Here is a 12,616-nt window from a genome sequence, read left to right on the forward strand (position 1 = left end):
AACATCCTCACCGTCGGCCTAGCGTTCAACCAGTGCCACTCGGGCGTTGAACCAGTTCATAAACATGGACACCAGCAGGCTGATGGTTAGGTAGACCGCCATGGTCATTGCAATGACCTCAATGGCTTGGCCGGTCTGGTTCAGCGTGGTGCCTGCAAACACCGAGACAAGGTCGGGATAACCGATGGCGGTTGCCAGCGACGAGTTCTTAATCAAGTTCAAGTACTGGCTGGTTAGCGGCGGAATAATGACGCGCAGTGCCTGAGGGATAACCACCAGACGAAGTACCAGGTTACGTGGCAGGCTTAGTGCCTGGGCAGCTTCCGTTTGCCCGTGCGAAATTGCTTGAATGCCAGAGCGGACAATTTCAGCAATAAAGGAGGCGGTATAAATCGACAGTGCCAGCCAAAGCGCGAGGAACTCAGGGATTACCGTAATACCGCCACGGAAATTAAAGCCGCGTAGTTCCGGCATTTCCCAGGTAACCGGCACGCCAGTGGCAACTAGCACTAACAGCGGTAAGCCAAAAATCAGCAAAAACGAGATCCAGTAAGCCGGCAGGCGTTTGCCTGTGGCTTCATGGCGACGCTTGTTCCATATCACCAGGGCAATACTGGCAACAATGGCGACAAGGAAGGTAAGAGGGATCAAGCCAAAGCCAGACTCAAACAGCGGCTGGGGTAAATACAATCCGCGTACGTTGAGAAAGAGAGCCTCGCCAAATGCCAGGCTATCTCTGGCGCTTGGCAACGTGCGTAATACCGCAAAGTACCAGAAGAAAATTTGTAGTAGCAGCGGGATATTGCGGAAGGTTTCGATATAGGCGGTGGCTAAGCGCGCCAGCAGCCAGTTAGGCGACAGGCGGGCGATGCCAACAATAAAGCCAATGATGGTCGCGGCCAATACCCCTAGGCCACCCACCAACAACGTATTCAGTAAGCCAACCAGGAAGGTACGGCCATAAGTGCTCTGAGATGAGTAGTCGATCAGACTCTGCACAATCCCAAAGCCTGCGGTGTTGCCCAAGAAACCAAACCCGGTGGTGATACCACGTGCGGATAAGTTGTCTTGGACATTACCGACAATGTAGAGCAGAAAGGCTGCCACAGCGGCGACGAGGAGTAGCTGGAAAATAAGCGCACGTTTGGCGCGATCTCGCCAAAACGGCGGCTTGTGGCCAGCGGGACGAGTGTTAGGACTTACGGACATGGAAGGCGTCTCCGCGATACGGACGGTCAATCAAATGGCCCGCCGATGCCCTTGGAAGAATGGGGCGGCGGGCCGGGGTCAAACGAGACGCTTAGCGAATCGGCGGTGCGTACTGGAAACCACCTTGATTCCAGAGGGCGTTAACGCCGCGCTCAATTTCAAGCGGAGAGCCCATACCGACGTTGCGCTCAAAGCTTTCGCCGTAGTTACCAACTTGGCTCAGGATGTTGTAAGCCCAATCGGCTTCTAAGCCCATACCTTCACCGTAGTTGCCATCTTGGCCAAGTAGGCGGGCAACATCAGGATTCTCAGAGCTGAGCATCTCTTCGGCATTTTCGCTGGTGATGCCGTACTCTTCGCCGTTAAGCATGGCGAATAACGACCACTTCACGATGTTAAACCATACATCGTCACCTTGACGCACCACCGGGCCTAGCGGCTCTTTGGAGATAACGTCTGGCAGAATCATCGCGCCAGACGGGTCATCTAGCTGAATACGCAGTGCGGCTAGCTGGGAAGTATCGGAGGTGAGAACGTCACAGCGGCCAGCCTGGAAGCCACCCACGGTTTGCTCAGAGGTATCGAAAACGATGGGGTCGAATTCCATGCCGTTGGCACGGAAGTAGTCTGCTAGGTTTAGCTCAGTCGTGGTGCCAGACTGAATACAAATAGCGGCACCGTCCAGTTCAGATGCGCTGGAAATACCCAGGTCGCGGGAGACCATAAAGCCTTGGCCATCATAGAAGTTAACGCCAGTGAAGTTGAGGCCCAGCGTGGTGTCACGAGTGGTGGTCCAGGTGGTGTTGCGTGAAAGTACGTCGACTTCGCCAGACTGCAGGGCCGTAAAACGCTCTACAGCGTTCAGAGAAATGTAGTTCACCGCATCAGCATCACCGAGAACGGCAGCTGCAACAGCACGACATACGTCAACGTCGAGTCCTTGCCAGTTACCTTCATCGTCCGGGGCGGAAAAGCCTGGCAGGCCGTCACTGACGCCGCACTGTACGGCGCCACGTTCCATCGTGTCTTCTAACGTATCAGCTTGAGCAGTGGCGACACCGGCCAACGTGATAGCACCCGCGGAGGCCAGCAGTACCAAGTGTTTTTTATTCATCATGGTCGTTCCCCTTACTCGATTTAATGTCGTTATGCATGCAGATGCATGACACTAAAAGCTAGCAAGGAAGGTGCCAGAAAGGATATGTCGTCAAATTCAGCGCTTTTCAACGCAAAATGCCAGCTGTATACGAAAGTATTGGTGCAAAAAGGAACATTAGCGACTAGCGATTGCTCTATTTTGGTGCGAGTCGCTAACGTTGCTGATAGTTTTAGAATAGTAGGTTTAAGCGTTACAGATTAACGGGTTTGAAAGATAAACAGGATTAGCGAATAGGGGGTGCGTATTGAATGCCACCATCTTTCCACAAGGCGTTTAAGCCTCTGGCAATCTTGAAGTCAGAGTCAGCACCGACGTTTTTATCAAAGATATCGGCGTAGTTACCCACCTGCTTGATGATTTGGTACGCCCAATCGGTATTGATGCCCATTGGCTCACCAAAGTCACCATCTTGACCAAGCAGGCGCATGACATCAGGATTCTCCGAATTAAGCTGTTCATCTACGTTAGCTTGTGTAATGCCTAGCTCTTCCGCATTTAGCATGGCAAACAGCGACCACTTCACAAGATTGAACCATTGGTCATCATTTTGACGAACGGCTGGGCCCAGCGGTTCTTTCGAGATAATTTCAGGGAGCACGACCGCCATGTCGGGATCAGCAAGCTGCATCCGTTGGGCATACAGTTGGGAAGCGTCGGAGCTTAAAACATCGCAACGGCCCGCTTCAAAGCCAGCAATAGATTGCTCAGGCGCATCAAAAACGACAGCATCATAAGTCATGCCGTTGATACGAAAGTAATCAGAAAGATTGAGTTCGCTGGTGGTGCCGGACTGGGTACAAACTGCCGCGCCATCAAGCTCTTTAGCGCTTTGCACGCCTAGATCGCTGGCCACCATAAAGGCTTGGCCATCGTAGTAACTTACGCCGGTAAAGTTCATCCCCATCGTCGTGTCACGGCTCGAGGTCCAGGTCGTGGTGCGTGATAGGACATCGACTTCGCCAGACTGCAGCGCGGTGAAACGTTCTACCGAGTCGAGTGGCACGAAGTCTACTTTTGTCGCGTCGCCAAGCGCCGCAGCGGCAATGGCACGGCATACATCGGTATCCAGGCCCCGGTATTGGTCGTCGTCATCTAATGACGAAAAGCCTGGCTGGGCAGCGTTAACGCCACAACGTACGCTATCGCGCTCCTGAACGGTTTCCAGCGTACTGGCCATGGCCATCGCAGGTACTAAAACACCAATTCCTACTCCCAACCAACGAACGGTTTTCATTTGTTATTCCTTAACGTGAAAGGGCAAGTAAACGTAAGCACATAAAAAAAGCCGAGCAATGCTCGGCTTTTTGGCTATTCGCAGGCGCTAAGTTATGCGAAGGCTTTACGCATAAAAGGCGGCAGCGATAGTGCACCACGGTGAGCATCACCAGTGTAGTACTGTAGCGGCATTTTATGCTCAGCGGCAGCCTGTTCGCGGAAGCTTTCAACGCTGGTCGCTTTACCGGCCAAGGTAACGCTCCACCAGCCAGAAGGGTAAACCGGCTGTGGGAAGGGCAGTGTGGCCACGCTATCAAAGCCCGCTTCACGCATGTCGTTACGCAGTTCGCGAATAATAGAGCCGCTGTGGTAAAGCGGTGATTCGCTTTGCTGCACCATCACGCCGCCATTTTTTAGAATACGGTGGCAGCGCTTCAGGAAGTCGGTTTTAAACAGCCCTTCGGCGGGGCCGACCGGGTCGGTAGAGTCGATAATCAGCACGTCGATGCTCTCATCGGCAGCGTCGTCTACCCACTTCACACCATCTGCAAACAGTAGCTCGGCACGCGGGTCGCCGTTGGCTTCTACCAGCGCTGGGAAGAAGCGCTCGGCGGCCTTAGTCACTTCTTCATCGATGTCGATTTGCGTCACTTTTTCAACGCCTGGATGACGCAGCACTTCCTTCAGCGTGCCACAGTCGCCACCACCAATAATCACCACCCGTTTGGGGTCTTGATGGGTGAACAGCGCCGGGTGGGCTATCATTTCGTGATAGAGGAAGTTGTCGCGATCGGTCAGCATCACGCAGCCATCGAGCACCATCAGGTTGCCGTAGGTCTCCGTGGTATAAACTTCCAGGTGCTGGTAGGGGCTTTGCACATCCAGCAATTTCTCAGTGACTTTCAGCGAGAAAGCGCTGCCGTGGCTATCAAATACTTCGGTAAACCACTGGTCGTCGCGTAAATCGCTCATTACTTTGCTCCTGGGCGCGGGGCGTTCGTTTGGGTAGGAATGCCTTGATGATACTGCGGGCTTAAATCGTGCAGCGCCTCCATAAAGGCGGTGACGTGGTCAGGGTTAGTGAACTGGCTGATGCCATGGCCCAAGTTAAAGACGTGGCCCGGGCCGTGGCCGTAGCTCTCCAGTACGCGAGCCACTTCGGCGCGAATGGCCGAGGGGCGGGCGAACAGCACGTTGGGGTCCAGATTGCCCTGCAGCGCGACTTTATGGCCCACGCGGGAGCGGGCGTCGGAAAGCTCGGTCGACCAATCGATACCTAGCGCATCGGCGCCGGCACAGGCGATGTGTTCCAGCCATTGGCCGCCGTTCTTGGTAAACAGAATAACCGGCACGCGGCGGCCATCGTGTTCACGAATCAGGCCGGAGACAATTTGCTCCATGTAGCGCAGCGAAAATTCCAGGTAGGCGGGGGTTGAAAGCGCACCGCCCCAGGTATCAAAAATCTGTACCGCTTGAGCGCCAGCGCGAATTTGCGCGTTTAGGTAGTCGGTTACCGACTGTGCCAGGGTATCCAGCAATTGGTGCATGGTGTCTGGCGTATCGTAAAGCATGGTTTTCAGGTGACGGAAATCTTTGCTAGAACCGCCTTCCACCATGTAGGTGGCTAGCGTCCAGGGGCTACCCGAAAAGCCAATCAACGGCATGCGGCCGTTCAGCTCACGACGAATGGTCGATACGGCACGCATCACATAATCGAGATCGCGCTCGGCGTTGGGTACCGTTAACGCTGCAACCTCTTCTGGGGTGCGCACGGTTTTTCTGAATTTAGGGCCTTCACCGGTTTCGAAATAGAGCCCTAGCCCCATCGCATCTGGGATTGTGAGGATGTCGGAGAATAGAATAGCGGCATCTAGCGGGTAACGCTCAAGGGGCTGTAGCGTTACTTCACAAGCTAGGTCATGGTTGCGACACAGATCCATAAAACTGCCAGCATCGGCGCGGCTGGCGCGATATTCTGGCAGGTAGCGGCCTGCTTGGCGCATCATCCACACCGGAGTGCGGTCGACGGGCTGGCGAGCCAGCGCACGAAGAAAACGGTCGTTTTGCAAAGGTGTGGTGGTCATAAACACTTGCTCTTGAGAAGTTTGCCCGCATTGTAAGGGAGTCATTGTACTTGAAGATAACGGTACTTGAAGATAACTGTATTTGAAGGTGGCCATTGTACTTAAAAACGTACTTAAAAACGCCTCTCCCTGTTGAGACCGTGAGGCTACCGACGCTTCCTGATAGAATGTTTTCTTATTTTTCCAACACCGGTGTGGTTAGCTGGTTTGGTTAATCAACGAGGTAACCTGTGACCATTCGCTTCATTGCCGCTTCCCGGCTGCCCACACCTTGGGCCACATTCACCATGCACGGCTTCGAAGACGAAGCCACGGGTAAAGACCATATCGCCTTAACGCTAGGTGATGTGAGCGGCGGCGAGCCAGTACTGGGGCGCGTGCATTCTGAATGTTTAACCGGCGATGCACTGTTCTCAATGCGCTGCGACTGCGGCTATCAGTTACAAGAAGCGCTCAAGCGTATTGCCGAAGAAGGGCGTGGTGTGCTGTTCTACCTGCGCCAGGAGGGGCGAGGTATTGGGCTGTTGAATAAAATCCGCGCTTATCATCTGCAAGACCAAGGTGCTGACACGGTTGAAGCCAACGAGCAGCTTGGTTTTGGTGCGGACATGCGTCGCTATGACCTGTGTGTGCCGATGCTTAACCACTTGGGTATCACGGCACTAAAACTGATGACCAATAACCCTAGAAAGGTTGATGCCTTAACCCGAGATGGTGTGAATGTGGTTGAGCGCCTGCCGATTACCACAGGCCTAAACCCCCATAATGAGCACTATCTCTCAACGAAAGCGGGCAAACTTGGCCATATGATGGCGCTGGACGATTTTACCCAGGCCAGCGACGTCGATATTGAGCGTAAAGGGTGACTAAGCCCTTTTGTCACGCTACTGAACCGCTCTTCTGTCTGAAAGACCCTAAAGCCTGCTCCCCTGAGTATCTGTTGAGCAGATGCTTGGCTGAGTTTAGTTAAGGCTGCGTAAGAGTCGAGATGTAATTAGCTTATAACTGCCTGAGTGACTATTTTGCATAGTGGGGTAGGGGAAACGATCTTCTCTACACTGACTATCCGACGTTACGTGACAGAGGTTTGTTATGGCTGAAACAATTATTAAAATTGACCTTAAACAATCGCCTTACGAAAACGAACAGATCCATAATCGCTGGCATCCCGATATACCCATGGCCTGCATGGTAAAGCCTGGCGACGACTTTATTGTCGAGTGTCATGACTGGACTGGCGGGCAAATCCATAACAATGATAGCGCCGACGATGTGCGTGATGTGGACCTAACTCAGGTTCACTTTTTATCAGGTCCCGTGGGGGTTGAAGGTGCTGAGCCTGGTGATTTGTTGGTGGTCGATATTCTCGATATTGGTACCTTTGAAGAGAGTCAGTGGGGGTTCAATGGCTTTTTTTCTAAACAGAATGGCGGTGGTTTTTTAACCGAGCACTTCCCAGAGGCTCAAAAGTCGATCTGGGACTTTAATGGCATGTTCACCAAATCCCGACATATTCCTGGTGTAGAGTTTGCGGGTTTAATCCACCCGGGTTTGATTGGCTGCCTACCGTCAAAAGAGATGTTGGCTGAATGGAATAAGCGAGAAAAAGCACTTTACGATACCGAGCCTGACCGTATCCCTCAGTTAGCCGCGCTTCCCTACGCCGATACGGCGCATATGGGCAAATTGTCAGGCACTGCAAAGCAACAAGCTGCCGCTGAAGGCGCGCGAACAGTACCGCCCCGTGAACATGGTGGTAATTGTGATATCAAAGACTTATCGCGCGGGTCGACAATTTATTTTCCCGTTTACGTTAAAGATGGTGGCTTGTCGGTAGGTGACCTGCACTTTAGTCAAGGTGATGGGGAAATCACCTTTTGTGGCGCTATTGAGATGGCCGGTTGGATCCACTTGCGGGTTAACCTGATCAAAGGCGGGATGGAGAAGTACGCCATCAAGAACCCTATTTTCAAACCGAGTCCTATCACGCCGAAATACGATGATTACCTGATTTTTGAAGGAGTGTCGGTAGACGAGCAGGGTAAACAGCACTACCTGGATGTGCATGTGGCTTATCGTCAGGCTGTTCTCAATGCCATCGAATATCTCAAAAAGTTTGGTTACACCGGTGCTCAAGCCTACTCCCTGCTAGGCTGCGCGCCCGTACAAGGGCATATCAGTGGCGTTGTCGATATTCCCAATGCTTGCGCAACACTTTGGCTGCCAACGGATATTTTTGATATTGATGTGAAGCCGAATGCCAATGGGCCTGGAGCGCAAGTCGCCCAGGGAGCTGATCTGCCGCTCTCCAAGGACAAGTAGAGCGCCCTCAGCCACCGCTGCATTGAGAAAGGCAGCGACACGCCAGTATCGCTGCCTGTTTAAAGTGGATGCTAACAAGGAGAAAGTGGTATGCCTCTCTACGACTATAAATGTGCTACCCATGGCTTGTTCCACGAACTGGTTCCACTGCGCGAAGTAGGTGATGCTTGCGCTTGCCCAACGTGTGGAACCTTGTCACCACGAGTACTGCTGGTCGCCCCTCAGTTATTAACGATGGATCCAGCGCGGCGCAGTGCCTTTGCGCGGAATGAAAAAGCCGCACATGAGCCCAGGCATGGCAACCAGCATAGTGAGCACGAAAAAGGCTGTTGTCATCAAGAACGTCATAAGCCCCAAGTATTTTATACGGCGGAAGGTAATAAAATGTTCCCTTCCGCACGGCCTTGGATGATAAGTCATTAAAGCCACGTTACCTGCGCCAGCGTTGTAGGTATTGAACGCATGGAGTGATAATGGTGGGGCGTGGCATATCAGGAGCGCCCCAGGATGAAAGCTCTAGATGAACAACGGCATGACGTGCTGCCTCAAGAGCAAGGCGAGTTCAGCATTGTCGAAGAGTGGTTACATAGCGTTACCCACGGGGTTGGTGCTGTGCTCAGCTTGGTGGGTATGGTCGTACTGCTGGTAGTAGCGAGCTTAGCCGCCCACGTCGACCCTTGGAAAATTGTCAGCCTGAGCCTGTACGGCACCACGCTAGTCCTGCTTTATACTGCCTCGACTTTCTATCATGGCATTTCTCATCGACGCTGGAAGCAACGCTTCCAGCTGCTTGACCACTGCGCAATTTACTTGCTTATCGCGGGCACTTATACGCCTTTTCTGCTCGTTAATATGCGCGGCACCACGGGATGGGTCTTATTTACCGCCGTGTGGTCGCTAGCGCTAGTGGGGATTGGCTGCAAACTGCTATGGCCACAGCGTTTCGCGGTACTACGCGTGGCTATCTATTTACTGATGGGCTGGATGATCGTCCTGGCTTCTAGAGAGATGGCGGCCAGTTTATCGATGACCGGCATCGCTCTGCTTGCCGCAGGGGGAATCATCTACACGCTAGGGGTTATCTTCTATGCCGTGCGTGCCATTCCCTACAATCACGCTATTTGGCATCTGTTTGTGATTGCCGGAAGTATTTGCCACTACTTTGCTGTCTACAGCGCTGTTCTACCTCATGGGGCGGTTACCTAGCGATCAACTGCCGCTTCTTGCTCTTTTTCCATGGCACGGGCTAGCGCTGGGCGATCAGCGTGACGTGCGCGGTAGACCGCTAGGGGTTCAGGCAGTCGGTGTTTCATACTGGCTGCCCACGTTAACGTATGGGTAAGGAAGATATCTGCCAGGGTGAACGTCTCGCCGACTAACGTCTCCTGGCCCTTGTAGCGGCGTTCTAGTGCTAGCAGTGCCCGCTGAAATTCCCAGGCGGCGGTAGGCAATACTGAAGGCACGCGCTTATCTTGGGGGAGCGCAAATTTATGCTTGGCCTGAAGCCACAGCGGTTGCTCGAGTTCGGTGACGATAAAGCTTAGCCACTGGTCGACTTGCGCTCGCTCAGCGGCGCTTTCTGGCAGAAGGCTGCCATCACCGTATTGCTCGGCTAGATAACGGCAGATAGGTGCCGATTCAAACAGCGTTAGCTCGCCATCTTCAATCACTGGCACCTTGCCATCTGGATGGCGGGCTAGGTGCTCAGCGGTTTGTCCCTCGCCTCTATCCAATGCGACATGTTGGCAACGGTACTCTAGGCCGAGTTCTTCAAGTGTCCAGGTAACCCGCATCGAGCGAGAGTTCGGAAAACTGTAGTTCGTTATCATGAGGCAGCTCCTAAGCAGCGCGGTGAGATTTTACTGTAGCGAGTGCTTAGAAACCTGTCGAGCTACCGGTCTCGGGCGCTACGGATGCGTTCGTATGCGTTGCCAATTTCGCTGGTGCGCGCCTGGGCTACTTCACGCATGCTTTCTGGCAGCCCTTTACCAGCGAGTTTGTCGGGGTGGTTTTGGCTCATCAGGCGGCGGTACGCTTTTTTAATTTCGGCGTCGCTGGCATCTTCACTCACCCCTAGTACTTGATAGGCGTCTTTCAATGCCTCTTCGCTGGAACCCTGCGAATTCGCGGCGGCACCGTGAAGCATGGCTTCAATCTGCTGCACTTCCGCTTCACTACAGCCAACCCCACGGGCCACGCGCAAAATCATCTCGTGCTCGGCAGGATGCAGCACGCCGTCGGCAGCGATGGCGGTTAACTGAACCTGCAAAAACACCTGGCGTAAAACCGGTTGGCGCTGGGTTAGTCGGTTAACGTTCGCCAGTTCGGCATCTAGGTTGAAGTCGTCGGCGCGTCCGCGCTCGAAGGCGGCTCGCGCTTTGGCCCGCTGTTCGCCTTGAAGATGCATTTGGTCGAATAGCTTTTCGGCCACGCCAAGCTCGCCATCGGTGACCTTACCGTCGGCTTGGCACAAGCAACCCATTACCGAGAAGATCGATTCTAAAAAGCCTTCTTGGATTTGTGTGCGTGCTGCGTTTAAGCGGCGGCTAATGCGGCGCCCTAGCCACCAGCCCAACCCACCGCCTACCAGCAGGCCAATGGGGCCGCCGACAGCAAGGCCAATCAGGCCAAACAAAATAATCAGAAATAGCATGGTGTTCTCAACCGTTGAAAAGTTAAAAGTTACGGGAGACGAGCGCGAATAGCGCGCTCGATACCGTCGGCATCCAGACCGCAGTCGCGTAGTAACTCTGCGGGGGTGCCGTGTTCAACAAAGGTGTCAGGCAGGCCTAAATTGAGCACTTCGATTTGTACCCCTTCCGCGTGCAGCAGCTCGTTCACTGCGCTGCCTGCGCCACCGGCGATCACATTCTCTTCCAGAGTGACCAGCAGCTCATGTTCATCGGCGGCATGCAGCACGGTGTCTCGGTCCAGTGGCTTGATAGAGCGCATATTGATATGCGTTGCGTCGAGCTTTTCGGCAACCTCAGCGGCGGCGCTGTTGACGCTACCAAATGCCAGCAATGCAATGCGCACACCTTCAGTCCCAGCATCGCGGCGTAGCTGTGCTTGGCCAATGGGCAGCGGCTCTAAGTGTTCAGGAATGGCTGCGCCCGGGCCTGTGCCACGAGGATAGCGAACCGCTGCTGGGCCTGGGTGATGGTAAGCGGCGCTAAGCATGGCGCGGCACTCTGCTTCATCAGCAGGGGCTAAAATCACCATGCCCGGAATGCAGCGTAAAAAAGACAAATCCATGCTGCCGTGATGCGTTGGCCCGTCTTCACCCACAAGGCCTGCGCGGTCAATCGCAAATGTTACGTCTAGATTCTGGACGGCAACATCGTGAATAAGTTGGTCGTAGCCGCGCTGTAAGAACGTGGAATAGATCGCCACAACAGGCTTCATGCTCTCGCAGGCCATACCCGCAGCAAGCGTTACGGCATGTTGCTCGGCGATCGCGACATCAAAATAGCGCTCAGGATACTGCTGGGAGAAACGAATTAAATCCGAGCCTTCGCCCATGGCGGGGGTAATTCCCATCAGCCGTGAATCGGTGGCTGCCATATCGCACAGCCAGTCGCCGAACACGTTGCAGTACTTTTTCTTAGCCGGTGCCTTGGGCGCTGCTGGGGGCTTCACCAGTGGTGCACTGGCAGTGGCGCTGGGCTTTTCTAGCTTAGTGATGGCGTGATAGCCAATCTGGTCAGCTTCGGCGGGCAGAAAACCTTTACCCTTAACTGTTTTGACATGCAGAAACTGAGGGCCATCCTGGTCGCGCAGGTTGCGCAATGTTTCGGTGAGCGCCTCCAGGTCGTGACCATCGATTGGACCGATGTAGTGAAAGCCCATTTCTTCAAATAGCGTGGCAGGGCTCACCATACCTTTCATGTGCTCTTCGGTGCGCTTAGCAAGCTCGAGTGCGCCCGGCAGATGGGAGAGCACTTTTTTGCCTTCTTCACGCATCTTAAGGAAGGGCTTGCTAGACAGCACGCGGGCTAGATAGGTCGCGATGCCGCCAACATTTTCCGAGATCGACATCTCATTGTCGTTCAGCACCACCAGCATATTGGCGTTAACGTGGCCTGCATGGGCCAGTGCTTCAAACGCCATTCCCGCAGTGAGTGCGCCATCGCCAATAATGGCGCACACACGACGTGGGTCGTTTTGCGCCTGGGCGGCTAGCGCCATCCCCAGGGCAGCTGAAATCGACGTGCTGGAGTGGCCTACACCGAAGGTGTCGTAATCGGATTCTGCGCGACGGGGAAACGCTGCAAGGCCGCCATGCTGGCGAATGCTGAGCATCGCTTCGCGTCGCCCAGTTAAAATTTTATGCGGGTACGCTTGATGGCCTACGTCCCACACCAAACGATCTTTGGGCGTATGAAAGGCGTGGTGCAGCGCTACGGTCAGTTCCACAACGCCCAGACCTGCACCGAAGTGGCCGCCTGTCACACCCACGCTGTATAGCAAGTAGGCACGTAGTTCGTCAGCCAACTGGGCAAGCTGCTTAGCATTCATGGCCCGCAGCGCAGCGGGATGATCAAAAGAGTCGAGCAGCGGCGTTGCCGGGCGCTCGCGGGGAATCTCGTCGAACAGCTTCATAGGCATGTTTTCATGGACAGGGTCA

At 54.1% G+C, this 12,616-nt stretch carries 12 protein-coding genes; 4 read left to right on the forward strand and 8 right to left on the reverse strand.

The features are described from left to right. Positions 1-18 precede the first annotated feature (18 nt). The 5 genes from JFC11_RS04250 to hemE form a co-directional block, all read right to left on the reverse strand. Positions 19-1,209, reverse strand: a complete 1,191-nt coding sequence (locus tag JFC11_RS04250; RefSeq protein ID WP_038479441.1) for an amino acid ABC transporter permease — start codon at positions 1,207-1,209, stop codon at positions 19-21. Positions 1,210-1,300: 91 nt separating this feature from the next. After that, a complete protein-coding gene (locus JFC11_RS04255) occupies positions 1,301-2,326 on the reverse strand; it encodes an amino acid ABC transporter substrate-binding protein (protein WP_038479438.1) in 1,026 nt (341 codons plus the stop codon). 265 nt (positions 2,327-2,591) lie between these two features. Continuing rightward, the gene (locus tag JFC11_RS04260) at positions 2,592-3,602 is read right to left on the reverse strand and encodes an amino acid ABC transporter substrate-binding protein (protein WP_038479435.1); all 1,011 of its coding nucleotides are present in this window, start codon (positions 3,600-3,602) and stop codon (positions 2,592-2,594) included. 92 nt (positions 3,603-3,694) lie between these two features. Beyond that, positions 3,695-4,555, reverse strand: a complete 861-nt coding sequence (gene speE, locus JFC11_RS04265) for a polyamine aminopropyltransferase (RefSeq protein ID WP_038479432.1) — start codon at positions 4,553-4,555, stop codon at positions 3,695-3,697. Further along, positions 4,555-5,667, reverse strand: coding sequence for a uroporphyrinogen decarboxylase (gene hemE / locus JFC11_RS04270; RefSeq protein ID WP_038479429.1), 1,113 nt, complete (start codon positions 5,665-5,667; stop codon positions 4,555-4,557). The genes speE and hemE overlap by 1 nt, the downstream gene beginning before the upstream one ends. Before the next feature lie 230 nt (positions 5,668-5,897). On the opposite strand from hemE, the gene ribA reads away from it, so the two are divergent. From ribA to trhA, 4 genes are all read left to right on the forward strand, one after another. After that, entirely contained in the window at positions 5,898-6,533 is a 636-nt protein-coding gene (ribA, locus tag JFC11_RS04275; RefSeq protein ID WP_030071109.1) for a GTP cyclohydrolase II, read from the forward strand. Between the two features lie 226 nt (positions 6,534-6,759). Then, positions 6,760-7,989, forward strand: coding sequence for a formamidase (gene fmdA, locus JFC11_RS04280; RefSeq protein ID WP_089040306.1), 1,230 nt, complete (start codon positions 6,760-6,762; stop codon positions 7,987-7,989). A 90-nt stretch (positions 7,990-8,079) separates the two neighbouring features. Then, positions 8,080-8,412: an FmdB family zinc ribbon protein gene (locus tag JFC11_RS04285; protein WP_038479420.1), complete on the forward strand. Its 333-nt coding sequence runs from the start codon at positions 8,080-8,082 to the stop codon at positions 8,410-8,412. Positions 8,413-8,496: 84 nt separating this feature from the next. Then, on the forward strand, positions 8,497-9,195 hold the full coding sequence (gene trhA, locus JFC11_RS04290; protein WP_198348785.1) for a PAQR family membrane homeostasis protein TrhA: 699 nt from the start codon (positions 8,497-8,499) through the stop codon (positions 9,193-9,195). Here the strand turns inward: trhA and JFC11_RS04295 are convergent. The 3 genes from JFC11_RS04295 to dxs form a co-directional block, all read right to left on the reverse strand. Further along, positions 9,192-9,818 (reverse strand): glutathione S-transferase family protein, encoded by a 627-nt coding sequence (locus JFC11_RS04295; RefSeq protein WP_038479414.1) that lies wholly within the window; start codon positions 9,816-9,818, stop codon positions 9,192-9,194. The two genes, trhA and JFC11_RS04295, sit on opposite strands and share 4 nt — an antisense overlap. 62 nt (positions 9,819-9,880) lie before the next feature. Continuing rightward, complete coding sequence (gene djlA / locus JFC11_RS04300; protein ID WP_038479411.1) at positions 9,881-10,642, reverse strand: co-chaperone DjlA; 762 nt, start codon at positions 10,640-10,642, stop codon at positions 9,881-9,883. 29 nt (positions 10,643-10,671) lie between these two features. Further along, positions 10,672-12,597, reverse strand: coding sequence for a 1-deoxy-D-xylulose-5-phosphate synthase (gene dxs / locus JFC11_RS04305; protein WP_198348786.1), 1,926 nt, complete (start codon positions 12,595-12,597; stop codon positions 10,672-10,674). Positions 12,598-12,616: the final 19 nt, after the last annotated feature.

The sequence above is a fragment of the Vreelandella alkaliphila genome (genome assembly GCF_016107625.1).
In the GTDB taxonomy this organism is placed as follows: Bacteria; Pseudomonadota; Gammaproteobacteria; order Pseudomonadales; family Halomonadaceae; genus Vreelandella; species Vreelandella alkaliphila.

Excerpts from the sequence above, each read along its gene's own strand:
- JFC11_RS04250 (WP_038479441.1), bottom strand. The coding sequence starts at position 1,209 with ATGTCCGTAAGTCCTAACACTCGTCCCGCTGGCCACAAGCCGCCGTTT.
- JFC11_RS04255 (WP_038479438.1), bottom strand. The coding sequence starts at position 2,326 with ATGATGAATAAAAAACACTTGGTACTGCTGGCCTCCGCGGGTGCTATC.
- JFC11_RS04260 (WP_038479435.1), bottom strand. The coding sequence starts at position 3,602 with ATGAAAACCGTTCGTTGGTTGGGAGTAGGAATTGGTGTTTTAGTACCT.
- speE (WP_038479432.1), bottom strand. The coding sequence starts at position 4,555 with ATGAGCGATTTACGCGACGACCAGTGGTTTACCGAAGTATTTGATAGC.
- hemE (WP_038479429.1), bottom strand. The coding sequence starts at position 5,667 with ATGACCACCACACCTTTGCAAAACGACCGTTTTCTTCGTGCGCTGGCT.
- fmdA (WP_089040306.1), top strand. The coding sequence starts at position 6,760 with ATGGCTGAAACAATTATTAAAATTGACCTTAAACAATCGCCTTACGAA.
- JFC11_RS04285 (WP_038479420.1), top strand. The coding sequence starts at position 8,080 with ATGCCTCTCTACGACTATAAATGTGCTACCCATGGCTTGTTCCACGAA.
- trhA (WP_198348785.1), top strand. The coding sequence starts at position 8,497 with ATGAAAGCTCTAGATGAACAACGGCATGACGTGCTGCCTCAAGAGCAA.
- JFC11_RS04295 (WP_038479414.1), bottom strand. The coding sequence starts at position 9,818 with ATGATAACGAACTACAGTTTTCCGAACTCTCGCTCGATGCGGGTTACC.
- djlA (WP_038479411.1), bottom strand. The coding sequence starts at position 10,642 with ATGCTATTTCTGATTATTTTGTTTGGCCTGATTGGCCTTGCTGTCGGC.
- dxs (WP_198348786.1), bottom strand. The coding sequence starts at position 12,597 with ATGCCTATGAAGCTGTTCGACGAGATTCCCCGCGAGCGCCCGGCAACG.